This is a genomic window from Streptomyces sp. SDr-06, assembly GCF_003324565.1.
Classification (GTDB): Bacteria; Actinomycetota; Actinomycetes; order Streptomycetales; family Streptomycetaceae; genus Streptomyces.
Genome location: NZ_QOLA01000001.1, coordinates 190,661 through 214,882 on the forward strand (window position 1 = coordinate 190,661; position 24,222 = coordinate 214,882).

Sequence of the window (24,222 nt, forward strand, 5' to 3'; positions counted from 1 at the left end):
GGCCCTCAGGCCGCCACCGCCGTCTCCCGGGCCCGGCGCAGAGCCAGCGCCGCCAACGCCTCCGGAGCGCCGGCCTGCCCCCGGATCCCGGGAAAGGCGTTGATGTCGACGATCAGCGGGGCGCCCTCCCCCGCGTCCAGGACATCGACCCCGTAGACGTCGACCCCGAAGACGCCGCCGACCTCGACCACCACGTCGGCCCACCCGCGCGGCAGTTCGGCCAGAGCGAGCGGCACCGTGGGGCCCCGGCCCCCGGGCGACAGCTCGGAGCGGCGCAGTGCCGCGAACACCGTTCCGTCGATGACCCAGAGTTTGTGGTCATAGCCGCTGTTCTCGGTGAACTCCTGTACCACGACGGGCTCGTCCGCCCAGGACCGGGCCAGCTCGGCCAGCCGACCGAGGCTGTCGACGCGCGCCACGAGGTCGTGCCGCCTGCTGTGGCGGCTCTTCACCACCAGCGGTCCCGCCCACTCCCCCGCACCGTCGGCTGCGGCGAAGTCCGCCAGCGATCCGAAGGTGCGGGTCGCCGAGAACGGCAGCCCCGCCTGCCGGGCCCGGTCGGCCAGGTAGGTGCGGTCCTGGCACAGGGCGGTCGCCTCCGCAGAGTTGACCACCACCGCCCCTCGCGACTCCAGCTCCCGGGCCAGCGCCAGCGCGCGGGGCGTGCGCGACTTCAGCAGATAGACATCCGCCATCGGCTCCAGTCCGGTCGGGTCGGTCGTCTCCGGGTGGACGGCCACCACGCGGTGCTCACGCGCGAGCAGTTCCGTGGTCGCCGCGAGCAGCGGATGTCCGGGCTCCGGCGTGATGAGGCCGATCGTCGTGCCGTCCCTCACCGGCTCTCGCCCGCCCCGGCCGAGCTGCGGACCGGCTGTGCTGCGGAGCCCGGCCCGTCGGTGCCGAACGGCTGCTCCGGGATCCGGCCCGCGCCCGCCACGAAGGCCGCGGCGGCCACCTCGCTGCCCGTGCGGGCGAGTTCGAGCACCGCCCGGGCCACCCTGGCTGCCGCGTCCGGCACCTGGCGGAAGCTCGGGAAGTCGTTCACGTCGACGACCACCGGACCGTCTGGGCCAAGCAGCACGTCCACCCCGTACAGGTCGAGTCCGTAGACAGCGCCGACCTGGTCGACGATGGCGGCCACCTCGGCGGGCAGCGGGACGTGCCGTTCGCGGACGCCGTGGTCGGGGTGGAGCGGTGAGCGGCGCTCGGTGGCGTACAGCTCCCCTCCGACGCAGTACACCTTGAGGTCGATGCCCGAGTTGGGGACGTACGGCTGGGCGATGAGCATTCCCTCGCCCGCCAGGACGGGCAGCATCGCGACGAGCCGGTCCGGTGACCCCACCAGGTGCACGGCCCGCCCCGAGCTTCCGTCGGCGGGCTTGACCACCAGCGGGTACTCGGACTCGGGTATCTCCGCGAGCAGTTCGGGCCGGGCGGCCGCATAGGTCATCGGCACCGGCAGGCCGCGGCTGCGGCCGATGGCCGACGCGAGTGCCTTGTCCCGCACCCCGCGGATGGACCGGACGTCGTTGACCGTGGTCAGCCCGACCGCGGCGGCGGCTTCCAGAAGCGGGAGCCCTGGCCCACCGGAGACCGTCTTGAGCACCCACGCGTCGTGGCTGCCCGCGCGGACCGCCTCGGACATCCGCAGCAGCGAACCGCCGGGGCGCACCACGTCGACCTGGTGTCCCCAGGCGTCGAGTTGACGGATCACCTCGACGGGCATGCCGTCATGGCGGTAGTGCTCTTCCACCAGGAAGCAGAGCCTCATCGACCTTCCCCGTACCGGACGTCCGCCGATCCCGTCCGGCGAGCTTTGACGCCACAGGATGTCATGAACCAGGGGCTGGTCGCCGCCCGCCCCGATCCGGCCGCCTCGGCCGCCGTAGTCGCCCCAGCAGACTGCCCTGGATCGGCGCCCCCGCCTGCCGGGCCGGCGGGCTCTGCGGGGCACGCGCCCGCACCGCGGGACGTGGTGCCCTCGGTCTGGCCTGCCCCGAAGACCGCGGCTCGGACGGCTCCGTCGTGGCGCAAAGGCCCTGTTTCCTCGCCGGACCGGCAACCGGGCGCGGAGCCGGGCAATGGTCCCGGGCGTCGGCGAGGGCCTCCACCAGGCGCAGCCGGAACCACTCGATCTCGTCCGGTTCGTCCGCCAGGAGCAGCCGGTCGACGATGCCCTGGGCGATCACGGATTCGGGGTGGACCCGGAACGGCTCGGGGCGCAACCTGCGCAAACAGGCCCGTTCGTAAGGATCCGGGACGATCTCGGCGAGGTGTGCGCTGTCGAGGGCGCAGGCGACCTCGGCCGCCTGTTGCCACGGGTCGTCCGTCTGGCGGGCCAGCATGGCGAGTCTGCGGCCGCGCCAGTTGCGCGCTCGCCGGTCCTGGCCGCCGTCGGGCTCCGGATGGCGACCGCTGAGCAATTCGGGCTCGCGCAGGGCCAGTTCGACCACGTCATCGGCCAGGTAGAGCCAGACGACCGCCCGGTAGCGGTTGAGGTAGCACCGCACCGGAGCGAGCCGCCCGGTGCGGGCCAGCTTGGTGAAGCGCCCCGGGGCGACGCCGAGCAGTTCGGCGCCGTCGCTGGTGCCGACGGTCCGCACGCGCTCGCGCAGGGCCTCGGGAAAGTCCGCGGCGGCTCGCAGCCGCGCCACCTCGCGCGCGGTGACCCGGCGGTGTCCGCCGCCGGGATCCGGCACGGTGCGGATATGGCCGAGCTGGACGGCCAGCTCGAACTCGCCCAGTCTGAGCTCCAGTTCACGAGCCGCGGCCCCCGGCGCGAGCCGTGGCCCGGATGGAGCGGCCGCACGCGCGGCGACGGCGGGAACAAGGGCGTTCTTGGTGGTGACTACGGTCATCGGATCCTCCCCCGTGAGGAACGAGCACTCGGGACGAATACTCTCGGTGACGACCGTACCCCGCCGCACGGACATCCCGCCCGGCCTGTGGACAACCCCGCACGGGCTCAACCCAACCAAAGAAAACGCCTGTTCAGAGCTCGGTCACCCCGAAGTTCCCGGGCTGCCGTGCGGCCACCGAGAGGTGCTCACCCACGCGGTTGACCAGAAGGGTCATCTCGTACGCGATCTGGCCGATGTCCGCGTCCGCGGAGCTGAGCACACACAGGCAACTGCCCTCGCCCGCCGCGGTGACGAACAGGACACCCTCGTCGAACTCGACCATGGTCTGGCGCACCTTGCCGGCCCGGAAGTGCAGTCCCGAACCCTTCGCGAGACTGTGCAGACCAGAGGAGACCGCGGCCAGGTGTTCCGCGTCCTCGCGCTTCAGGTCGGCGCTGGCGGCGGTGACCAGACCGTCGTTGGAGAGCACGATCGCGTGGCGTACGTGCTCCACCCGCCGGGTCAGGTCGTCGAGCAGCCAGTCGAGTTCCTTCTTCAGTGCCATGTCAGGCCTCCCCGCTCATGCAATTCCCCGTTTCCCCGTTCTCCTGCCACCCTTCACCACCGGGGCGCCCCGGGCAAGCGGTGCCCGATGCCGGGGAGTCGCACGGCGGCGCGGAGCGACGGCGTCAGCCGACCGAGTCGAGCAGGCGCGCGGTATGCATGCGCCCGGCGTATTCGACCAGCCGTATCAGCACCTCCTTCCCGGAGTCCCGGTCGCGGGCGTCGCAGAGCACGACAGGGGTGCCGCGGTCCAGGTCGAGGGCGGCCGACACGTCGACGGCGGCGTAGGAGCGGGCACCGGCGAAGCAGTTGACGGCCACGACGAAGGGGATGCGGCGGTGCTCGAAGTAGTCGACCGCCGGGAAGCAGTCCTCCAGGCGGCGGGTGTCGGCGAGGACGACGGCGCCCAGCGCTCCCTGCGAGAGCTCGTCCCACAGGAACCAGAAACGATCCTGCCCGGGCGTTCCGAACAGGTACAGGGACAGGCCGGAGCGGATGGTGATCCGGCCGAAGTCCATGGCGACGGTGGTGGTGGTCTTGTGGTCCACGCCGCCGATGTCGTCCACCGACTCCCCTGCCTCGCTCAGCAGTTCCTCGGTGCGCAGCGGCCGGATCTCACTGACCGCTCCGACCAGGGTGGTCTTGCCCACGCCGAATCCGCCCGCGACGAGGATCTTCAGCGCGAGGGCGGCAGTGGGGTCACAGGGCTCGGAGGCCATCGATCACTTCTCTCAGGATGATCTCGTCGGGGAGTTGGGCGGGCGGCACCGGCCGGCTCACGACGACGTGGCCCGCTTCGAGCAGGTCCCCGACGAGGACGCGTACGACGCCGACGGGCAGATCCGCGTCGGCGGCGAGTTCGGCGACGGACTGGGTCTCCTTGCGGCACAGCGCGAGCAGCGCCCGGTGTTCGGGGCCGAGGAGGGACTCCTCGGCGGGTTCGGGTCCCCGCGGCACGGCGAGGGTGACGAGTGCGATCAGGTCGAGGCGGACACCGCTGGGGCCGGGCGCGGTGCGGCCGCCGGTCATGGCGTACGGGCGGACCAGCGGCCCCGCGTCGGCGTCGTACCAGTGGCTCGGCCGGCCCGGGGAGCCGTCCGGCCAGGGCTCGTTCATGGGCTGGACGTCCCCTTTCCGGTCAACCGGCGGCCGGCGGGCGCACGATGTGGCGCGGCGGCGTGTAGAGGTGTTCGCCGACACGTTTCACCAGGCGCGCCATCTCGTACGCGATGAGCCCGATGTCGGTGGTCAGCGAGGACAGCACGGCGAGGCAGGAGCCGTCCCCGGCGGCCGCGACGAAGAGGTAGCCCTCGTCCATCTCGACCATCGTCTGGCGCACGCCGCCGACCCGGAAGTGGCGTCCGGCGCCCTTGGCCAGGCTGTGGAAACCGGAGGCCACGGCGGCGAGGTGTTCGGCGTCCTCACGGGTCAGCGCGCTGGAGGCGCCCACGGCGAGGCCGTCGTTGGACAGCACGACCGCGTGCCGCACCTCGCCCACCCGCAGCACCAGGTCGTCGAGGAGCCAGTCGAGTTCGCCGGTGCCGGGCGCCGAGCCGGTGGGATGCGGGGCGTCGAGCCTCTGGTGGTCGATCATGCGCGGTCTCCTTCGCTCGTGTGGTCGGCGCCGGGCGCGCCCGGCGCGGGAGTGCTGGTGGCGGTGCGGGAGGCGCCGCCCCGGGCCCAGCCGCCCATGTAGGCGGCCATGCGGTCCCGGGCCTGCTCGGGGGTGGGCGGCGCCGTGTCCGGGCCCAGGTCGGTCTCGGGGGCGGGGGCCTCGCGCAGTTGGGGGGCGAGGCTCGCCTGCCGCACCCGGCGCGGGAGTCCGTCCTCGGCCCGGTCGGGGGCGATGCCGCGGGTCCGCTGGCGCAGGGTGGTGACGGCGGGTCCCGCGGAGGGTTCGGGCGGGCCGGCCGGGGGCGCGTGCTGGGCGACCAGGGCGGGCCGGGGCGCGGCTTCGGCGGGCGCCTCGATCCGCCTGCGGGGCTGCGGCGGCTGGTGATCGCGCCGGGCGGCGGGGCGAGCCGAGGCGGTCACCGCGGTTTGCAGCAGGCCGGTGGGGAGCAGGACGACCGCGGTGGTGCCGCCGTACGGCGAGGTGCGCAGATGGACCTTGACGGCGTGGCGGGCGGCGAGGCGGCTGACGACGAAGAGACCGAGCCGGTCGCTGTCGAAGAGATCGAGCGCCTCGGACTGCTCGATCCTGCGGTTGGCCTCGTCGAGGGTGTCGTCGCCCATGCCGAGCCCGCGGTCCTCGATCTCCAGGGCGTAGCCGTTGCCGACGGGCTCTCCGGTGACGCGGACCTTGGTGTGCGGGGGCGAGAACTGGGCCGCGTTCTCGACGAGTTCGGCCAGCAGGTGCGTGAGGTCGGCGACGGCGCCGCCGGTGACCGCGGCCTCCGGCAGCTGACGCACCTCCACCCGGGCGTAGTCCTCGATCTCGGATACCGCGGCCCGTACGACGTTGGTGAGCGGGACCGGCACGCTCCAGGCGCGGCCGGGGGCGGCGCCGGACAGGATGATCAGGGATTCGGCGTGGCGGCGCATACGGGTGGTGAGGTGGTCGAGACGGAACAGGTCACCCAGTTCGCCCGGGTCCTCGGCGCGCCGTTCCATGCGGTCGAGCAGATTGAGCTGGCGGTGGACGAGGACCTGGCTGCGGCGGGCGAGGTTGACGAAGACGCCGGAGATGCCGCTGGCCAGTTCGGCGCGTTCGACCGCCGCGTGGAGGGCGGCCCGGTGCACGGTCCCGAGGGCCTCGCCGACCTGGGCGATCTCGTCCTGCGCGGGCGGCCCCGGCGGCGCCTCGGCCTGGATGTCGAGTTCCTCGCCGGACCTCAACCTGCCCATGGCTGTGGGGAGTTTGCGCCGGGCGATCTCCAGTGCGCTGTTGCGCAGGCTGATGAGCTCGACGACGAGTCCGCGTCCGATGCGTACGGAGATGACGAGGGAGGCGGCGACGGCGGCGAGGCCGAAGAGGACGGCGGCGCCGCCCGCGGTGAGCAGTCCGCGCGTGAACGGGTCGGTGTGGTCGGCCGCGTTGGTGGCGGCGCCACTCCGGATGTCGCGCAGGCCCTTCTGGACGGTGCCCACCACCGCGTCCCAGGCGGCGGGGTCCACGGCCGTCGCGGCGGCGCGCCCCGGCTCGGCGTTCTGGATCTTGTCTTCGGCGGCGCGCAGCGCGGGGTAGGCACTCTGCCCGCTCAGTGCGGTCCACGCGGTGCGTTCGGGGCCGGTCAGGTCCGCGGTGGCGCTGTCGGTGAGGGCGCGGCGGCCCGCGACGGCGCCGGTCAGGCGGCGCAGGTGGTCGGCCGTGAAGGTGCGGTCGAGTGGGGCGGAGGAGACCAGCGCGTCCTCGCGGGCCAGCATCTCGCCGGCCCGGCCGAACTCGTACAGGACCCGCGCGTCGGCGCCGAGCGCCGGGCCCTGGGCGTCCGCGAGCGCGCCGTCGACGTCGAGGCCCGCGCCGATGGTGTCGGTGTACTGCTGGTAGGCGGCGTCCCAGCCGGTGCCGCGATCGTGGACGCCGGTGCGCAGCGCCGGCAGTCTCAGGGCCTGCGCGACGAAGCCGCGCAGCCGTTCGGCCACGCTCGCGGGCAGGTCGCCCGCGTCGGCGACGGTGTGCCTCGGGTCGAGTCTGAGCCTGTCGACGGCGGTGTCGGTGCGCTTGGTCTGCTGGTCGAGTTCGGCGGCGCGGTCGTCGGCGGGGGCGGCCACGTACCGTACGGCGGCGCGGCGTTCGGCCTGGAGTTCGGTCACGGCGGCGGCGACCGGGGTGCGGACCTGTTCGTCGACGCGGCGCGACTGGCGCAGTGCGGAGACATCCTGCGCGGTCGTGACGGTGGCGAAGCCCCACAGGGCGAGCAGCGAGACGACCGGCACCATCAGGAGCGAGACGATCTTGGCGCGGACGGTGCGCGGGCGCAGCCGCCAGAGCGCCTCGGCGTCCTGGGGAGCGGGAGTGGCTCCGAGAACGTGTTCGTCGGCGGCCGGTGGTCCTGCGTGGGCGCGTCGTCCACGGGCGCCCACCGGGATCGATGGCTTGGCGTCCGGGGCCTTGCGGGGTATGCGCACGGAACTCCTCGCTTACGGATGGGGCCGGATGCGGCGCGTCGGGGTGTTCAGGGCGTGGGGGCGAGTTGTTCGGCCGAGGCGTAATCGGCGCGTTCGCGTGCCGTCGGGGAGAGCGCGACGAAGGCGGCGGTGATGAAGAGGTAGGACCCGAGGCCGACGGCGAGGGGGAAGATGAACTGCATCGCCGTCGCCCCGGGAAGCCCGGCGCCACTCGGGGCGACGTCCACGCTCACCGAGACCATTCCGGTGTAGTGCATGCTGCTGACGGCTGCTCCCATCACCAGGGAGGCGACGGCCACGGCGACCGGGGACTTGATGTTGAGCCCGGCCCACAGGGCGGCGGTCGCGGCGACGACGGCGATGACCACGGACAGCGCGACCAGCAGAGGGTCGTAGTGGACCGCTCCGTGCAGCCGCAGCGCCGCCATGCCGAGGTAGTGCATCCCGGCGACGCCGAGTCCCGTGGCGAGTCCGCCGAGGAACAGGGAGCGGGTGCGGTCCTTGCCGTAGCCGACGGCGAAGACCCCGGCGCCGACGAAGAGCATGGCGACGAGCAGGCTGAGGATGGTCAGCAGCACGTTGTAGCGGATGTCGGTGCCGGTGACGGCGAAGCCGAGCATCGCGACGAAGTGCATCGTCCAGATGCCGGTGCCGATGGCCGAGGCGGCGGTGATCAGCCAGTTGCGCCGGGAGCGGCCCGAGGCCCCGAGGGCGCGTACAGTGCAGCGCAGCCCGAGGGCGGCGCCTATGCAGGCCATCACGTATGACAGCACGGGTGTCAGCCAGCCGAAAGCGGCGTGGTCCAGGTGTCCCATGGCCCAGGGACGTTAGTCCGGGCAGGGGCGCACGCCAGGGGCGCAGTTCGAAAGCTGCTGGAACATGACGAAGGGATGTTCCAGAGCGATCGGACTTTGTTCGAACATGGCCATCACGGTCGATTTTCAGCCACTGCGGGATCGACGGGCCCGTGGGGGATCATGGCGGCATGGCCGAAGACCACACACACGTCCAGGAATTCTTCGCCGCCCGGGCGGCCGACTGGGACCGCAGGTTCCCCGACGACGGCCCCGCGTACGCCGCGGCGGTGGCCGAACTCGGGCTCGCGCGGGGCGGCGCCGTCCTCGACGCGGGCTGCGGGACGGGCCGCGCGCTTGAGCCGCTGCGCGCCGCGGTGGGCCAGGAGGGCACCGTCATCGGCGCGGACCTCACCCCGGAGATGCTCGCCGAAGCCGTGCGGGCCGGGCGCGGCCGGTACGCCGCCCTGATCCGCGCCGATGTGGCGCGGCTGCCGTTGCGCACCGCGTCCCTCGACGTGGTGTTCGGTGCCGGGCTCATCTCACATCTGCCCCAACCGGCCGAGAATCTGCGGGAGTTGGCCCGGATCACGCGGCCGGGCGGCCGCCTCGCGCTGTTCCACCCCATCGGCCGGGCCGCGCTCGCCGCACGCCAGGGGCGCGGCATCACCGACGACGATCTGCGTGCGGAGCCCCGGCTGCGCCCCCTGCTCGCCTCGGCCGGCTGGCGGCTTCTGTCGTACGCCGACGAGGACGAGCGCTACCTCGCGGTGGCCGTGCGCGAGGGGTGAGAGCCGGGCCCACCCGCTGTCGGGCACCCGCTCAGCCCGGCCGGACCACCGCGCGCACGAAGGCCGCCGGATCGTCGAACATGATGTTGTGACCGGCGTCCGGGATCGTCACGACCCGGACGCCGCAGCCGGTGAGTTCGGCGCGCCCGCGCAGCTCACCGCTGAGCCCGCCCACCAGATAGGTGCGGTCGACCGGGAGCTTCATGAGGAGCTCGCGCATCGTCGGCCGCGTACCCCGCACCAGGCCGACGGCCGTGCGGTGCAAGCCGAGCGGGTCGGCCAGGCGCATGGTCGCCGCCCACAGCGGGCCGACGCGGGCGAGCACCGCGGCGAAGCCGCCGCCGCGCACGAACTCCTCCTCCGGGTACGAGGCGATGCCGCTGCTGCCCGCCGTCGGCGCCGGGTCGGGGTCGAGGTTGGCCTCGGACAGCAGCAGCCGGGCGACCAGGTCGGGGCGGCGGTCGGCGAGCACGATGGCGACGGCGCCGCCCATGCTGTGCCCCACCAGTTCGGCGCCGGAGACACCCGCCGCGTCGAGGACCGCGGCGAGGGCGTCGGCATGGTCGGCCAGGGTGTAGCCGAAGTCCGCGGGCCGGTCGCTGATGCCGTGGCCGGGCAGATCGACGAAGAGCTGGCGCCGTCCAGCGAGCGCCGGGTGTCCGGCGACGTGGGCGTGGTAGACGGCCGACATGGAGCCGAGGCCGTGCACGTACACGAGCGCGGGCCCCTTCCCCTGGCTCTCCGTCCAGCGGATCCGGCTGCCCCGCTCGTCGAACTCCACCTGTCGCATGACGCCCTCCCCGTTTCCGGGCACCCCTTCGGCGCCCTCGGCACCCGACCATACATCGCCAACGTAGTACTACGTCAACGATGTACTCCGTCGCGCATGAGGCATGCGGCAGAATGCGGGCATGCTCGAACTCGCCATCCTGGGATTCCTCTACGAAGCGCCGCTGCACGGCTATGAGCTGCGCAAGCGCATCACCGCGCTCACCGGCCACGTGCGCCCGGTCGGCGAGAGCACGCTCTACCCGGCGATCAAACGGCTGGAAAAGGCGGGGCTGCTGGTCCGTGAGACCCAGCCGGGCGCGGCGGCCGCACCCCGGCACGTCCTCACCCTCACCGCGGCGGGCCGCCGGGACCTGCTGCACCGGCTCGCCGAACCGGACCGCCTCGACGTCACCGACGAGAACCGCTGGTTCACCCTGCTCGCGTTCCTGCGCCATCTACCGGACCCGGCACGGCAGGCCGGCGTGCTGCGTCGCAGGCTGGACTTCCTGGAGGAACCGGCGAGCTTCTTCTACGAGGGTGAACGCCCGGTAGCCGCCGAGGAGTTGGACGACCCGTTCCGGCGCGGCATCCTCACCATCGCCCGGGCCACCAGCGCGGCGGAGCTCAAGTGGCTCCGCGCGACGCTGCGTTCACTGGAGTGAGCCGCGCTCACTCGCTGTCGGTGGCCCGCAGATGCGGGACCGGGCAGCCGCCCGCCCCGGGCACCGGGAAGGTGCCGAGATCCTGGACCCGGTAGCCCGTGCGGTAGCCCTTGACCTCCGGATTCTGCCGCGCGTAATGGGGTGTCGAGCGCGGCGGCAGCAGTCGTACGGCGCGGGCCCGCAGCCGCAGTGCGCCGCGGACCAGAGCTCGGGCCGCGGGGGCGGGCGCGTCGTAGCGGAAGGCCCGTAGCAGCGAGTCGTCCAGCAGGGAGAGGCTGGCGGTCCGCAGCACGGGGGCCAGGGGGCCCGGGTACCACGAGGCCATCAGGTCGAGGGTGGCGTCGGACACCCGCCGCGCTCCGTCGTCGAAGGCAAAGTGCAGCGCCTCGTACGCGTCCAGGCAGCGCTCGAACTCCTCGTAGGACTCCGGGATGCGCTTGATGCCCATGTGCTTGCCGAGCGTCTGGTAGTAGCGGGCCGCGGCGCGCAGTTCATGGTCGCTCAGGCGCCGCCAGCCGTAGGAGTCGATCCAGCGCTTGGGCATCACCACGAAGGTGCACAGGACGTAGCGCATGTCGTCGTCGCTGATGTCGTACGCGCGGTGCATCTGGTTGATGCGACGGACCGCGGCGCGCCCGTTGACGCTGTCGAAGCCGTGCTCGACGACGGCGTCGAGCAGCAGGGCGGTGTCGTCGTACCGCTTCTGCGAACGGTCTGTCAGCTCCGCGGTCGCGGCGAGGAGGCGGCCGATGCTGGGGACGGCGTACGTCCGGTACAGCGCGAGCTCCAGGGCGCGTGTGTAGTCCCAGGGGAACTCCAGCGTCGCCGTCATCCGGTAGATCGCGAGGAAGTCCCGCTCCGGGTCCAACCGCTGGATTTCTCTGAGCCGGTCGAAGCGATTCACCGCTGCCCCCTATCAGTCGACGGACGTCCAACTCTACGTTGGACAGCACTGTTTGAAAGATCGGCGCTGCCGCGACGCCGCGGCCGGGTCGTCCACGGGAAGGGGGCCCCTGATGTTCGGGAGATTCCGGAAGCCGGACCGGTCACGAGCGGCCGACGATCGTCACCACAACCTCTTCGAGGCGGCGGCCGCGTACGTGGCGGCCTGCGCGGAGGACGACCAGGATGCCCTGGAGGAGGCGGCCGCCTGGGTGTCGCCGGAAGCCCTGTCCTTCGGGGTGCGCGAACTGGCCTGCCGGGCGGTGATCGCGCTGGCCCGCGACCGCGACGAGTCGCCGAGTGCGGTCGCCCGGGAGCTGATGGGCCTGCCGGCGGCCTGACGGGCACCCGGGGATCGGGGCCCCGGGACCCTCGACGCCTGCGTTACCCAGTGGTTAAGGTGCGCCGACGAGCGAAGCGAAGGGGAGGATTCCGTGACCGGGACGGACGAGGCCGAAGCGGCCGCAACCGCCGCAGACGAGGCGCTGTACGTGCTGACGGCGGTGCTGCTGACGCCCGCGCAGTTCCCGAGCGTGCTCGGCGACGACTACCCCGAGGCGTGTGCGGCGCTCGGCCTCGGCCCGTACGCCCAGGGCTACGGTCTCGTGCTCGGCCAGGACGGCACGGGCGCCCGCTGGACCGTCGTCGTCGACGACGTGTCGCTCGTGGCGGTCGCGATCGCGTCCTGGGACTGCGGCATGGAGTACGAGCTGTCCCCGGACGAACGCACGGTGGTGGCGGCCCTGCCGGGCTGGCCCCTGGAGCTGGCCATCTCGGCCCCGGACGTCCCCGCCCCGCACGACCCCGAACCGGCCCCGGACATCCCCCGCCCGCTGACGCCCCCGGACACGAGCGAGTGGGGCCCGGCCCAACGCCGCCTGGGCGCGGACGAGATCGCGCTGCAGTGGGCGACGTGGCGGGAGCAGCTGGGCTCCGACGCGTTCGCGCCGGGCGAGCCGGACGACGAAGCCTCCCCCGCCGAGAGCTCCACGCCGTCCCAGGACGAAGCGGTCGGCGCCGCCGGAGAAACCCCCGAAACGACAACACTCACGGACGGGGAACACCCCGCTGACGAAGGAGAGTTGACGGGCGTACGCCGCGTACTGGCCGAACTCCGCGGCTACCTCGACACGGCGCCGCCGATAGGCCGAGTCCGCTCGGCCTTCGCCCCGGGCGGCGCCCGCACCCTGCGCGCCGACGGCCCCGGCTGGTCCCTGGTCGCCAGGACGGACGACATCGCCTTCGTCCTCCTCGACGCATGCCCGGGCGAGGTACACCCGATAGGCCGAGGCACCGAACTCCCCGCCCTCCTCGACGCACTGGACGGGATCGCCGTGCGGCCCGCGTGAGGGCCCTCAACCCAGCGTCAGCCAGGCCAGGCTGCCGAGGCCTGCCAGGGTGCAGTAGATCGCGAACGGGGTCAGGGTGCGGGTTTCGAAGTACTTGGTCAGGAAGCGGACCGCCACGTACCCGGCGACGAAGGCCGCGACGCTGCCCGCCAGCACCTGGCCGCGGATTCCGTCGCCGTCGTGGCCGAGGAGGGACGGCACCTTCAGCAGGGCCGCGGCGGCGATCACCGGGGTGGCGAGCAGGAAGGCGAAGCGGGCCGAGTCCTCGTGGGACAGGCCGCGGAAGATGCCCGCGCTGATCGTGGAGCCCGAGCGGCTGATGCCGGGGCACAGCGCGAGGATCTGCGCCGCTCCGATCCAGGCCGCCTGGGCGTAGGTGAGCCGGGTCAGGCGCCGGTCCGAGAGTTCGTCCGGGCTCAGGTGCTCCTCGCCCGGCGCCGCGGACGCGCCCGCGCGGCGGCGGCCGGTACCGCCCCGGCGCAACTGCTCGGTCAGGTAGAGCACGACGCCGTTGAGGGCCAGGAAGACGGCGGTCGGGATGGGCTTTCCCAGCGTGGAGCGGAAGAGGTGGTCCAGGGCCAGCCCCGCGATGCCGACCGGGATCGTGGCCACGATCAGCAGCCACGCCAGCTTCTGGTCGACCGTGGCCACGCGGCGCTCGCGTATCGAGCTCACCAGTCCGCGCACCACCCGGACCCAGTCCTTGCGGAAGTACACGACGAGCGCGAGCGCGGTGGCCAGGTGCAGCCCGATCAGGACGTTCAGGTACGGCGATCCTTCGGCCGACACATCGAGGTCCCGCTTCCACTGGCCGCCGAGCAGTGCGGGCAGCAGGATGCTGTGGCCCAGGCTGGACACGGGAAACAGCTCGGTGACGCCTTGGAGGAGGCCGACGCCTATCGCTTCCGGGTAGGTCAGAACAGACATCGACGGCTTTCGGTGCGTGGTGGGTCCCTGACTGGGGAGCGCGCGCGGAACACGGGCGGCCTGGCGAAGCTACTACATGCTGTGGAACCCAGGTCCAGGTCCGGTCAGAGTTCAATCCGCCGTCGCCTTACGTTCATTGAGGCGGGTCCCGACGGCCGGGCGTCCGATCACCCTGGCTACGATCGCTCCCGGCGCTCCGGTCCTGCGGGGCGTCCTGCGACCCACCCAGGGGAGGAACGGCATGACGGACAAGGTCGTCGACGGCGCGGGGGTGGCGGGCAGGACCGTCGCGGGCGGGGCCGACGTGGTGTGCCGACCGGTGGGACGCGTGGTCGGCGGGCGGACCAACGTCGTCGACGACCACTGGGATCGCGAGACAGCCGTGATCCGGCTCGACGCCGAGCAGTTCGGGGCCGAGGCACTGTACGGCCTCGCAGACTTCTCCCATCTCGAAGTGATCTTCCACTTCGACCGGGTGGCACCCGAGAAGATCGAGTCCGGTGCCCGGCGCCCGCGGGGCAATCCGGACTGGCCCCTGGTGGGGATCTTCGCCCAGCGGGGCAAGAACCGCCCCAACCGGCTCGGCGTCTCGCGCTGCCGCATCCTCGACGTCGAGGGTCTCGACGTACGCGTCGCCGGACTCGACGCCGTGGACGGGACACCCGTGCTGGACATCAAGCCGTACCTCGCCGAGTTCGGCCCCCGCGGCGAGACCACCCAGCCGGAGTGGTCGGTGGAGTTGATGCGCTCCTACTACGAGTAGGGGCAAGGACGCGGGGGCCGGACCCCCGCGTCCCCGGTCGCACAGACCGCTCGACCCGACACGCTCTCGGTGCGGCCCTGTTGAGCTGCTGGTTCAGACCCGTTCGAGCGGCCGGTGCGGGCCCACCGGGAGCTCGGCAGTGATCGTGTCGCCCGGCCGGATCTCGCCGCCCGCGCGGACCACGCTCATGATCCCGGCCTTGCGCACGACGTTGCCGTCGTCGTCACGGCCGACGACCTGCTTGAGGAGGCCTTCCTGGAAGGCTTCGATCTGGATGCAGGGGTTGCGCAGGCCGGTGACCTCGACGACGGCCTCCGGGCCGATGTGCAGCAGGGTGCCGGTGGGCAGCCCCAGGAGGTCGATGCCCTCGGTCGTGACGTTCTCACCGAGCTGGCCCGGCGCGACCTCGAAGCCCTGCTCGGCGAGCTCGCCGAAGAGTTCCCCGTGGATCAGGTGGACCTGGCGCAGGTTCGGCTGCGTCGGGTCCTGGGCGACGCGGGAGCGGTGCTTGACCGTCACACCCGCGTGCACATCGCCGGCCACGCCGAGCCCGGGAAGCAGCGTGATGCCGTCCCGGTTCGGCTTGGTGAACGAGTACTCCCCGTTGCTGCTGACCGCCGTGACCGTGCCCTTGGTGCCGCTCATCGCGCGGAGCCCCCCCTCTGCCGTACCAATGATCGGGCTGAGCCTATCCCGGCAGGTCAGCCCCTTCCCCGGTGGCCTAGCGGCCGAGCTCCTTGCGGGAGATGTTCCGCAGCCTGCGGCGCTGGCTCGGGTCCAGCATGAGGTAGGCCGCCACGGGGACGCCGATCAGTACCAGCAGGGCCAGCCAGAAACCGATCAGTGGGATCAGGATGAGCCCCGCCACGACTCCACCGGCGGCGATCATCGCGCGCTTCGACATGTCCGTCGCCTTCCTCTTCGCGGTCCGCGACCGCTCGTCCTGCCCAGAGAACGCACGGCCGCGCCCGCTGGTTCCAGCACTTCCACTATGCGTCACTTCCGCAGCGGCGCGCCGACCTCGTGCATGTACTCCAGGGCATGGCGGTAGGAGTCGACGAGCGTGGTCTGCGCGTACGGGATGCCCAGGGCCGCGCAGTGCGCGCGGACCATCGGCTGGGCGAGCCGGAGGTGAGGACGCGGCATGTTCGGGAAGAGGTGGTGCTCTATCTGGTAGTTCAGGCCGCCCAGGAACCAGTCGGTGAAGAAGCCGCCGCGTACGTTGCGCGAGGTCAGGACCTGGCGGCGCAGGTGCCCCCAGGCCGAGTCCTCCGGGTCGTTCGGGTCGGGCATCTCCATGCCCTTGTGGTTGGGTGCGAAGGTCATGCCCAGGTGCAGGCCGAACAGGGCGTGGTGCAGCAGGGCGAAGACGAGCGCCTTGCCCGGCGACAGGACGGTCAGGAGCAGGCCGGCGTACCCGGCGAGGTGGACGAGGAGCAGCGGCGCCTCGACGGCCCGCTCGCGGGGCGGCTGTCGCCTGAGGTCCAGGAATCCGTAGACCTTCAGGGCGATGCCCTCCAGGAGCAGCATCGGGAAGAACAGCCGGGCCTGGTTGCGGGTGACCCAGCGGGCGAAGCCCTCGCGCCGCTCGGCCTGGCGCTGGGTCCACACCAGCGCGCCGACACCCACGTCGGGGTCCTTGTCGATGTGGTTGGGGTTGGCGTGGTGGCGGTTGTGCTTGTCGTTCCACCAGGCGTAGCTCATGCCGAGGAGGAGGTCGCTGTGGACCAGCCCGATCAGCCGGCCCGCGCCCTTGCCCCGGGTGATCTGCGCGTGGCCCGCGTCGTGGCCGAAGAAGGCGCTGCGGGCCCAGAGCACCGAGAGCGGCACGGCGAACATCAGCGTCCACCAGGTGTCGCCGGTGGACACCATGGCGACGACCGTGGCGGCCAGGGCCAGCAGGTTGAGGGCGATCCGGGTGGCGTACCAGCCGGTGCGCCGGTCGAGCAGGCCCTGCCCCTTCACCGCCTTGAGCAGCGGCGCGAACTCGCTGCCCGCCCGTGGCTCGGCAGGGGCGCCGAAGCCCTGGGTGGGCTGCGGCATGGTGGCCTGTGGCATGACGTCTCCGGTCGGTCGTCCCCCGCAGTTCTCTGCGCTGACCTGTCCGAACGTACGGATCGGGGCCCCTGGACGACCATGGCGCCTCCACCCGTCCACGGGCGGGGGTTTGCCCGGCGCACCGTGGTGGTGCTGACCACACCTCACCGGATCGCGTGTGACGTGACTCACCGCCCGGAGCCCCCGCCGGCCCGCTCCTTGCTGTACCCTCGGCCGCTCCGGCAACGTAGTCAAATTTGAGGAATGCGTTATCGCTGTGCAGAGGTTCCCCGCTCCCACTCCGCCCCAGCTCGCCGAACTCGCCCGCTGTTCCGTGACCTTCCTGCCCGCCGACCCCTCGCGCACCGGCCGGGTCGCCTTCTGGCATGCCGACGGTGCGACACCCCCGGCCGCCCCCGGCTCCGTCGAGGACCTGACCGTCGTCGACACCGACCTCGCGCCCCGTCCCGTGCGCGCCCTCCTGCTGCCCGCCCGGGACGCGCTGCCCGTGCTCACCCGCGTCCGGGGCTCCGCCCAGGCCTCGCGCCCCGCCGCGTTCTGGGGCACGGCCGCGCTGCTCGCACTCCAACTGGCCGCGCGGGGGCTGCTGTTGCCCGGCCTCACCGCCGGCGATCACGACGCGTGGCGGGTCGGCCCGCTCGGCGCGGACGAGCTGGACCAGGTGCGCGAGCTGGCCGCCGCGATGCCTCCCGAGGCGCACGCCGTGCCGCTCGACGCCTCGGAGCCCGTGCTGCTCGTGGAGCCGGAGCGACTGCTGCGCGCCTTCCTCGACGCGGTCGCCGACGGACTGCCCCGCACCCCCGCCGCGATGCGGGCCACCGGCTCGCCGGCCTTCGCCGCCGAGGTCCCGCAGCGGCTGCCCGAGCAGCGCGCCTGGGCCGCCGATGTGGCCGCCGGGCACGACGCGGGCGTACGGATCTCCCTGCGGGTCGAACTGCCGGGGCTCGCCTCGGCCGATCCAGACGGCTCCGGGCCGGTGTTCCGGGCGGTGCTCCAGATGCACAGCGTGAGCGATCCCGCGCTGGTCGCGGACGCCGCCGAGGTGTGGGCCGGATCGGCGACGGCGGCCGCGTTCGGGCCGCGCGCCCGCATGGACGCGCTGCTGGCCCTGCGCCGGGCGGCCCGCGCCTGGTCCCCGCTGGCCCCGCTGCTCTCGGCCGCCGTGCCGGACGCGGTCGAACTCGCCGACGAGGAGGCGGCCGAGCTGCTCGGCGCCGCTGCGCGCACCCTGGCCGCGATCGGCGTCCAGGTGCACTGGCCGAAGGAGCTGTCCCGCAAACTGACCGCGCGGGCCGTGATCGGCCCGCAGGAGCGCGGGCCCGAGCGGATCGAGTCCGCGGCGCCTTCGGTGCTGTCCGCCGACGCGCTGCTCGCGTTCAACTGGTGGTTCGCGCTGGGCGACACGGAGCTGAGCCGGTCGGAGCTGGACGCGCTCGCCGAGGCGAACCGGCCCGTGGTGCGGCTGCGGGACCAGTGGGTCCTCGTCGATCCCGAGGAGGTGCGCCGGGCGCGCGCGGCGCAGGACCGCAAGGTGACGCCCGTCGATGCGCTCGCGGCCGTCCTGACCGGCTCGACCGAGATCCACGGGCGCCGGGTCGACGTCGAGGCGGCGGGCTGGCTGGCCCGGCTGCGGGACCGGCTCGCCGACCCCGAGGCCGACCGCGAGCAGCCCGTCGCCCAACCGGCCGCGCTCACCACGCGGTTGCGCGACTACCAGGTGCGCGGCCTCAACTGGCTCGCCGACATGACCTCGCTGGGCCTGGGCGGCTGCCTCGCCGACGACATGGGCCTCGGCAAGACCATCACGCTCATCGCGCTGCATCTGCACCGCCACGACGATCCGGCGACGGCGGGCCCGACCCTCGTCGTGTGCCCCACCTCCCTGATGGGCAACTGGCAGCGGGAGATCGGGAAGTTCGCACCGGGCACCCCCGTGCGCCGCTTCCACGCCGCGTCGCGCTCGCTCGAGGCCCTGAGGGACGGCGAGTTCGTCCTCACCACCTACGGCACGATGCGCCTGGACGCCGCCAAGCTGGCCGCCGTGCCGTGGGGCATGGTGGTCGCGGACGAGGCGCAGCACGTCAAGAACCCGTACTCGGCGACCGCCCGGCAACTGCGCACGATCGGGGCCCGGGCCCGGGTCGCGCTCAGCGGCACGCCCGTCGAGAACAACCTCTCGGAGCTGTGGGCGATCCTCGACTGGACCACGCCCGGTCTGCTCGGCAAGCTCGCCGCCTTCCGCACGCAGTACGCGTCCGCCGCCGAGAGCGGCTCCGACCCGGCGGCCGCCGAGCGGCTCTCCCGGCTCGTGCGGCCCTTCCTGCTGCGCCGCCGCAAGTCCGACCCGGGCATCGCCCCCGAGCTGCCGCCGAAGACCGAGACCGACCGGGCCGTCTCCCTCACCACGGAGCAGACCGGCCTGTACGAGGCGGTGGTGCGCGAGACGCTCGCCGACATCGCGGGCGCGGACGGCTTCGCGCGGCGCGGCCTGGTGGTGAAGCTCCTCACCGCCCTGAAGCAGATCTGCAACCACCCCGCGCAGTACCTCAAGGAGGACGATCCCCTGCTCAGCGGCCGCTCGGGGAAGCTGGAGCTGCTCGACGAACTCCTGGACACCATCGTCGCCGAGGACGGCTCGGTACTCGTCTTCACCCAGTACGTACAGATGGCCCGCCTCATCGAGCGGCATCTCGCGGCGCGCGGGGTGGCGACCCAGTTCCTGCACGGCGGGACGCCGGTGGAGCGCCGCGAGGAGATGGTGCGGCGCTTCCAGGACGGCGAAGTGCCGGTGTTCCTGCTGTCGTTGAAGGCGGCGGGCACCGGTCTGAACCTGACCCGGGCCGGCCATGTCATCCACTACGACCGCTGGTGGAACCCGGCCGTCGAGGCGCAGGCCACGGACCGGGCGTACCGCATCGGCCAGACCCAGCCGGTCCAGGTGCACCGGCTGATCGCGGAGGGCACCATCGAGGACCGCATCGCCGACATGCTGGACCGCAAGCGGGAGTTGGCGGACGCGGTGCTCGGCTCGGGCGAGTCGGCGCTGACCGAACTCTCCGATGCCGAGCTGACGGATCTGGTGGCGCTGCGAGGGAGCGGGCGATGAGCGACACGTACGAGAACGAGCGCACCTTCGCGCCGCTCGCGGCCGCCCACGGGCGCGGCTTCGCGACGAGCTGGTGGGGCCTGGCGTGGCTGAAGGCGCTGGAGGACACCGCGCTCGACGGGCAGCAGCTCAAGCGGGGACGGCTGCTCGCACGCAAAGGAGCCGTCGGCGCGGTGACGGTACGGCCCGGGCGGATCACCGCGGTGATCCGGGACCGGGACGGCTCGTCGCACCGCAGCGACGTGCTGCTCCAGGAGCTGGACGAGGACGCCTGGGACCGCTTCCTCGCGATGGCGGCACAGCGCGCCGGACACATCGCGGCGCTGCTCGACCGCGAGATGCCGCCCCATCTGGTGGAGGACGCGGCGAACTCGGGCGTCGAACTCCTTCCCGGCATCGGCGACCTGGAGCCCGAGTGCACCTGCGAGGCGTGGGACCACTGCCCGCACACGGCGGCGCTCTGCTATCAGGTGGCGCGGCTCCTGGACCAGGACCCGTTCGTGCTGCTGCTGATGCGGGGGCGTGCGGAGCGCCCGCTGCTCGACGCCCTCCAGGAGCGCAGTGCGGCCACCGCGCCCGACGCGTCCGTGACACCTCACGGCATCCCGGCCCAGGAGGCCTTCGCGGCCCGGGACATCGTGCCGCCGCTCCCCGCCGTCCCGCGGCTCCCGCCGGAGCCGGGCGGGCCCGCGCGGCTGGACACCGAGACGGCCCCGGAGCCCGGCCTCGACCCGGCGGCGCTGGAGTTCCTGGCGGCGGACGCGGCGGCCCGGGCCCACCGCATGCTCGCGGACGCACTCGCGCCCGGGCACGAACTCCAGCCCGTGCAGCACGAGTTGACCGAAGACCAGGACACCGTACGGCTGGCTGCCGGATGCCGGGACGACCGGATATCGGCGCGTCTCGCCGCCGCCTCGGGACGCCGCTCCACCGATCTGGCCGCCGCCGTACAGGCCTGGCGGTGCGGCGGCGCCGCCTCCCTTCGCGTCCTGGAGGAGGAGTGGCTGCCGACGGCGGAGGAGCTGGCCCGGGCCGTGGCGGGGCTCGACCGGGCCTGGCCGCGGGGTGAGCGCCCGGCGCTGCGGCCGGCCGGCGGCAACCGGTGGACCGTGACCGGCCGGGACGCCCAGCTGCGGCTCGGCCGCGACGGCCGGTGGTGGCCCTACCGCAAGGAGCGCGGCCGCTGGGCCGCGGCGGGCCCGGCCGACCGCGACCCGGCCGCGGCCCTGGAGGCGATGTTCGCCGCGGCCGAGGAGGGCACCGGCCCCTGAGCCGCGCGAGGGGGCGTCATGGTGTAGCCGAACCCGGCGCCCTGGCGCCTCCGGCCGGTGGGACAGCCCGGCCGCAAACCCTTCGTACGAGCAGCTCACCGATCCCGCTTCGGCCGGGGCGCCGGTGCTTCAGCTCCCCCACCTCCGACTCCCCCACTGACAGCGCCCGTTCACCGCGCCGACCCCGCCGCCGCCACCAGCCCCTGAAGGCCGGAGGGAAGGTCGCTCGGCCACGAGCTGGGGAGCTCGCTGGGAAGGTCGCTGGGAAGGTCGCTCGGCACCTCCGCGGGCAGGGAGGGAAGTCCGGACGGCAGAGCGGTCGGCAAACCGCTCGGCAGGCTCAGAGACGGGGTGGGAGTGGGGCTCGGGGTGGCGCTGCGGGCAGGGCTGCCCGGCTTCTCGCCGCCGCCCCGGCTCACCGCGAAGGCGATGACGGCGATCGCCACGAGGGCCACCGCGATCGCGATGACCAGGGGGCGTCTTCCTCGCCCCCCGCCCGGCGGCGACGGCGGCTGCCCGGCGGGCGGCCCGAAACCCCCTGCGGACGGCGGCCCGAAACCCTGCCCGTACGGCGGACCGGGCGGCTTCGGTGGTACGGGCGGCGTGGCCATACCCTCCAGGGTCTGCGCAATGTCGGCGCCGCGCGAGCCCTCCGCGCGAGTTGTCCCCACCCGCCGACCGGTCCGGCAGCGCTCGCGCCACCCGGTCCTCTTCCGTCCCGCGCATCCCGGAACGTACGGTAACTCCCGTACAGAGTCTGCCCGTTGACGAGCAGAGGGAGCCGCCGGTGCCGGGGGAAGCCAGTACGCGCACGGGCGGGCTCGCCACCGACGCCGTCGGGCTCCGCGAGGTCCTCTTCCAGAGCGTCACCGCGATGGCGCCCGCGGCGGCCGTCGCCGCGTCCATTCCTGCGGGCGCCGCGTTCGCGGGCGGGAGCCTGCCGCTGTCCGTCCTGGTCGCGCTGGTGGCGTGCCTGTTCACGGCGTCGTGCGTGGCGGAGCTCGCGCACCACCTGCCCGCCGCCGGTTCGGTCGCCACCTACAGCGCGCGGGGTCTGCACCCGGCGGTCGGGTTCCTGGTCGGCTGGGGCTATGTGTTCGTCGAGGCCCTGGTACCGCCCCTGCTCCTGCTCCAGCTCGGCTTCACCACGGCGGGCACCCTGCACCAGCAGTGGGCGTCGTACCCGGCGGACCTGTGGTGGCCGTGGTCACTGGCCGGAGCGGTCGTCATCGCGGTCGCGGGCTTCTTCGGGGTGCGGACCTCGGCGCGCTTCGGCACCGTGCTCGGCGTCTTCGAGGTGCTCGTCTTCGTGGCCTTCGCGGTGATGCTGATCGTGGCGGCCGGGTCCGCCAACACCCTTTCGGTGTTCGGCCCTTCGCACACCGCCCACGGGTACGGCGGCCTCAGCGGGGTGTTCGCCGGATCCGTCTACACGGTGCTCGCCTTCGCCGGGTTCGAGGCGGCCGCGCCGCTCGCCGAGGAAGCCAGGGACCCGCGGCGCACCCTGCGCCGGGCGGTCCTGGGCGCGGCGCTCGCGATCGGGGTGGTGTACGTCCTGACCACGTACGCGATGGCGGTCTACTTCGGCCCCGACCGGTTCGCCGGGTTCGGGGCCGCGGGCGACGCCTCGTGGGAGGGCGTGGCGCGCGCCTCGTTCGGCCTGTTCTGGGTGGTCCTGTTCCTCGCGGTGGTCAACTCGACGGTGGCGAACGCCAACGCGTGCTCCACCGTGTCGACGCGTACGGCCTTCGCGCTCGGCCGGATCGGCGTCTTCCCGCGGTCCTTCGCCCGCCTCCACCCCCGCCACCGCTCCCCGGTGACGGGGGTGGCCGTGCAGTTCGTCGTGGCGGTGGCCGTGATGCTGGGGCTCGGTCTGCGGTACGGCCCGGTGACGGCGTTCGCCCTGCTCGCCACGGTCGTCGTCACCGTCATCATCGGCGTGTACATCGTGGCCGACCTGGCCTGCGCCGGATACTTCCTGCGGCGACGGCGTGAACTGCTCAGCCCCGTACGCCATCTGCTGTTCCCGGTACTCGGCATCGCCGCGTTCGTCCCGGCGCTGCTCACCGCCGCGGGGATCCCGGCGTTCGGCTTCGTCGCCGAGCTCTCCGCGCCGGTGTCGTACGCCGGGCCGGTCGTCGGGGTGTGGATGGCGGCTGGGGCCGTGGTGCTCGTGGTCCTCGCCAGGCGGTATCCCGAGCGGCTGGCGCAGACCGGCCGCGTTCACCTCGTCGATCCCGATGAGGACCACCAGGAGACAGGAGCGGTACGAGGATGAGCAACGACCCGCGGATCGTGACCGTGCGGCCCAAGGAGAACGAGTACGCCTGGACGTTCGGGGGCGCGGCGCCCGTCGCGCGCATCGCGCCCGGGACCGTACTGGACCTGTTCACCGAGGACTGCTTCGCCGGACGGGTGCGCGGCGAGGACGACCTGGTGTCCCGGGTCTGCGAGTTCCCCTTCCTCAATCCGCAGACGGGACCCTTCCACGTCGAGGGCGCGGAGCCCGGTGACACGCTGGCCGTGCACTTCGTGTCGATCCGGCCCGCGCGGGACTGGGCGGCGTCCACGACCGTCCCCCTGTTCGGCGCGCTCACCTCCACCCATACGACGGCCACGCTCCAGCCGCCGCTGCCCGAGGTGGTGTGGATGTGGGAGCTCGACCGGGCCCGCGGGACCTGTCTCTTCCGGGCCCGCGAGAGCGACTTCGAGGCCGAGCTGCCGATGGACCCGATGCACGGCACGGTAGGGGTCGCCCCGGCCAACCTGGAGGTGCGCTCCGCGCTGGTCCCCGACGCCCACGGCGGGAACATGGACACGCCCGAGATGCGGGCGGGGGTGACCTGCTATCTCGGGGTCAATGTGGAGGGCGCCCTGTTCAGCCTCGGTGACGGGCACGCCCGCCAGGGCGAGGGCGAGACCTGCGGGGTCGCCGTCGAGTGCGCCATGAACACGGTGGTCGTGGTCGAGCTCCTCAAGGGCGTCGCGACCCCCTGGCCCCGCATCGAGTCCGACACCCACCTCATGTCGACGGGCTCGGCGCGGCCCCTGGAGGACGCCTTCCGCGTCTCACAGCTGGATCTGGTGCGCTGGCTGGAGCGCGACTACGGCCTGAGCGCGCTGGACGCGTACCAGCTGGTGAGCCAGGCGGGTGAGGCGCCGCTTGCCAATGTCTGCGACACCAACTACACCTGTGTCGCCAAGCTCCGCAAGGAGTGGCTGCCCCGGCAGGGCGAGCCGCACCGGGGCCTGCACCGCCACCTGCGGGAGCGGGCCATGCAACTCCCGTCCTTCCACGCCTAGTTCAGGGGTG

The 24,222-nt window shown here is 73.1% G+C and carries 25 protein-coding genes; 9 read left to right on the forward strand and 16 right to left on the reverse strand.

The genetic code is table 11. The features are described 5' to 3' along the window. Positions 1-5: 5 nt before the first annotated feature. From DT019_RS00825 to DT019_RS00865, 9 genes are all read right to left on the reverse strand, one after another. Positions 6-836, reverse strand: a complete 831-nt coding sequence (locus DT019_RS00825; RefSeq protein WP_223279233.1) for a RimK family alpha-L-glutamate ligase — start codon at positions 834-836, stop codon at positions 6-8. After that, positions 833-1,771, reverse strand: coding sequence for a RimK family alpha-L-glutamate ligase (locus tag DT019_RS00830; protein ID WP_114034589.1), 939 nt, complete (start codon positions 1,769-1,771; stop codon positions 833-835). Before DT019_RS00830 ends, DT019_RS00825 begins: the two co-directional genes overlap by 4 nt. Before the next feature lie 61 nt (positions 1,772-1,832). Beyond that, positions 1,833-2,858 carry a DUF6397 family protein gene (locus tag DT019_RS00835; RefSeq protein WP_223279234.1) on the reverse strand — a complete coding sequence of 342 codons (1,026 nt, stop codon included), beginning with the start codon at positions 2,856-2,858 and terminating at the stop codon, positions 1,833-1,835. Positions 2,859-2,991: 133 nt separating this feature from the next. Next, a complete protein-coding gene (locus DT019_RS00840) occupies positions 2,992-3,405 on the reverse strand; it encodes a roadblock/LC7 domain-containing protein (RefSeq protein ID WP_114034590.1) in 414 nt (137 codons plus the stop codon). A gap of 124 nt (positions 3,406-3,529) precedes the next feature. Continuing rightward, positions 3,530-4,123 carry a GTP-binding protein gene (locus DT019_RS00845; RefSeq protein WP_114034591.1) on the reverse strand — a complete coding sequence of 198 codons (594 nt, stop codon included), beginning with the start codon at positions 4,121-4,123 and terminating at the stop codon, positions 3,530-3,532. Continuing rightward, positions 4,104-4,520: a DUF742 domain-containing protein gene (locus tag DT019_RS00850; RefSeq protein WP_114034592.1), complete on the reverse strand. Its 417-nt coding sequence runs from the start codon at positions 4,518-4,520 to the stop codon at positions 4,104-4,106. Before DT019_RS00850 ends, DT019_RS00845 begins: the two co-directional genes overlap by 20 nt. A gap of 22 nt (positions 4,521-4,542) precedes the next feature. Continuing rightward, positions 4,543-4,998, reverse strand: a complete 456-nt coding sequence (locus DT019_RS00855) for a roadblock/LC7 domain-containing protein (protein ID WP_114034593.1) — start codon at positions 4,996-4,998, stop codon at positions 4,543-4,545. Then, positions 4,995-7,475: a nitrate- and nitrite sensing domain-containing protein gene (locus DT019_RS00860; protein ID WP_114034594.1), complete on the reverse strand. Its 2,481-nt coding sequence runs from the start codon at positions 7,473-7,475 to the stop codon at positions 4,995-4,997. The genes DT019_RS00855 and DT019_RS00860 overlap by 4 nt, the downstream gene beginning before the upstream one ends. 47 nt (positions 7,476-7,522) lie before the next feature. Beyond that, the gene (locus DT019_RS00865; protein ID WP_114034595.1) at positions 7,523-8,290 is read right to left on the reverse strand and encodes an MHYT domain-containing protein; all 768 of its coding nucleotides are present in this window, start codon (positions 8,288-8,290) and stop codon (positions 7,523-7,525) included. Between the two features lie 170 nt (positions 8,291-8,460). Here DT019_RS00865 and DT019_RS00870 point away from each other — a divergent pair, with 170 nt between their 5' ends. Further along, complete coding sequence (locus tag DT019_RS00870; protein WP_114034596.1) at positions 8,461-9,060, forward strand: class I SAM-dependent methyltransferase; 600 nt, start codon at positions 8,461-8,463, stop codon at positions 9,058-9,060. 31 nt (positions 9,061-9,091) lie between these two features. Here DT019_RS00870 and DT019_RS00875 read toward each other — a convergent pair whose 3' ends face one another. Beyond that, positions 9,092-9,850 (reverse strand): alpha/beta fold hydrolase, encoded by a 759-nt coding sequence (locus tag DT019_RS00875; RefSeq protein WP_114034597.1) that lies wholly within the window; start codon positions 9,848-9,850, stop codon positions 9,092-9,094. A 121-nt stretch (positions 9,851-9,971) separates the two neighbouring features. Between DT019_RS00875 and DT019_RS00880 the strand changes: the two genes are divergently transcribed. Further along, complete coding sequence (locus DT019_RS00880; protein WP_114035259.1) at positions 9,972-10,493, forward strand: PadR family transcriptional regulator; 522 nt, start codon at positions 9,972-9,974, stop codon at positions 10,491-10,493. A gap of 7 nt (positions 10,494-10,500) precedes the next feature. On the opposite strand, the gene DT019_RS00885 is transcribed toward DT019_RS00880, so the two are convergent. Continuing rightward, a complete protein-coding gene (locus tag DT019_RS00885) occupies positions 10,501-11,397 on the reverse strand; it encodes an oxygenase MpaB family protein (RefSeq protein ID WP_114034598.1) in 897 nt (298 codons plus the stop codon). 112 nt (positions 11,398-11,509) lie between these two features. On the opposite strand from DT019_RS00885, the gene DT019_RS00890 reads away from it, so the two are divergent. Both DT019_RS00890 and DT019_RS00895 read left to right on the forward strand, forming a co-directional pair. Further along, positions 11,510-11,776: a hypothetical protein gene (locus DT019_RS00890; protein WP_223279235.1), complete on the forward strand. Its 267-nt coding sequence runs from the start codon at positions 11,510-11,512 to the stop codon at positions 11,774-11,776. Positions 11,777-11,869: 93 nt separating this feature from the next. Continuing rightward, positions 11,870-12,784, forward strand: coding sequence for a hypothetical protein (locus tag DT019_RS00895; RefSeq protein WP_114034599.1), 915 nt, complete (start codon positions 11,870-11,872; stop codon positions 12,782-12,784). 6 nt (positions 12,785-12,790) lie between these two features. Here the strand turns inward: DT019_RS00895 and DT019_RS00900 are convergent, their stop codons facing one another. Next, on the reverse strand, positions 12,791-13,711 hold the full coding sequence (locus DT019_RS00900; RefSeq protein WP_114034600.1) for an undecaprenyl-diphosphate phosphatase: 921 nt from the start codon (positions 13,709-13,711) through the stop codon (positions 12,791-12,793). 241 nt (positions 13,712-13,952) lie between these two features. Between DT019_RS00900 and DT019_RS00905 the strand changes: the two genes are divergently transcribed. Beyond that, positions 13,953-14,474: an SAM-dependent methyltransferase gene (locus DT019_RS00905; RefSeq protein WP_114034601.1), complete on the forward strand. Its 522-nt coding sequence runs from the start codon at positions 13,953-13,955 to the stop codon at positions 14,472-14,474. A gap of 93 nt (positions 14,475-14,567) precedes the next feature. On the opposite strand, the gene DT019_RS00910 is transcribed toward DT019_RS00905, so the two are convergent. From DT019_RS00910 to DT019_RS00920, 3 genes are all read right to left on the reverse strand, one after another. After that, complete coding sequence (locus DT019_RS00910; RefSeq protein ID WP_114034602.1) at positions 14,568-15,119, reverse strand: MOSC domain-containing protein; 552 nt, start codon at positions 15,117-15,119, stop codon at positions 14,568-14,570. A 76-nt stretch (positions 15,120-15,195) separates the two neighbouring features. Next, a complete protein-coding gene (locus DT019_RS00915) occupies positions 15,196-15,378 on the reverse strand; it encodes a hypothetical protein (RefSeq protein WP_114034603.1) in 183 nt (60 codons plus the stop codon). A 92-nt stretch (positions 15,379-15,470) separates the two neighbouring features. After that, on the reverse strand, positions 15,471-16,532 hold the full coding sequence (locus tag DT019_RS00920; RefSeq protein ID WP_114034604.1) for a fatty acid desaturase family protein: 1,062 nt from the start codon (positions 16,530-16,532) through the stop codon (positions 15,471-15,473). 256 nt (positions 16,533-16,788) lie between these two features. Here DT019_RS00920 and DT019_RS00925 point away from each other — a divergent pair, with 256 nt between their 5' ends. Continuing rightward, the gene (locus DT019_RS00925) at positions 16,789-19,638 is read left to right on the forward strand and encodes a DEAD/DEAH box helicase (protein ID WP_114034605.1); all 2,850 of its coding nucleotides are present in this window, start codon (positions 16,789-16,791) and stop codon (positions 19,636-19,638) included. Then, positions 19,635-20,909 (forward strand): SWF or SNF family helicase, encoded by a 1,275-nt coding sequence (locus tag DT019_RS00930; protein WP_114034606.1) that lies wholly within the window; start codon positions 19,635-19,637, stop codon positions 20,907-20,909. The genes DT019_RS00925 and DT019_RS00930 overlap by 4 nt, the downstream gene beginning before the upstream one ends. 170 nt (positions 20,910-21,079) lie before the next feature. Here DT019_RS00930 and DT019_RS00935 read toward each other — a convergent pair whose 3' ends face one another. After that, a complete protein-coding gene (locus tag DT019_RS00935) occupies positions 21,080-21,520 on the reverse strand; it encodes a hypothetical protein (protein WP_114035260.1) in 441 nt (146 codons plus the stop codon). 176 nt (positions 21,521-21,696) lie between these two features. On the opposite strand from DT019_RS00935, the gene DT019_RS00940 reads away from it, so the two are divergent. After that, positions 21,697-23,187, forward strand: a complete 1,491-nt coding sequence (locus DT019_RS00940; RefSeq protein WP_223279236.1) for an APC family permease — start codon at positions 21,697-21,699, stop codon at positions 23,185-23,187. Further along, complete coding sequence (locus DT019_RS00945; protein WP_114034607.1) at positions 23,184-24,212, forward strand: acetamidase/formamidase family protein; 1,029 nt, start codon at positions 23,184-23,186, stop codon at positions 24,210-24,212. The genes DT019_RS00940 and DT019_RS00945 overlap by 4 nt, the downstream gene beginning before the upstream one ends. The last annotated feature ends 10 nt before the right edge of the window (positions 24,213-24,222 follow it).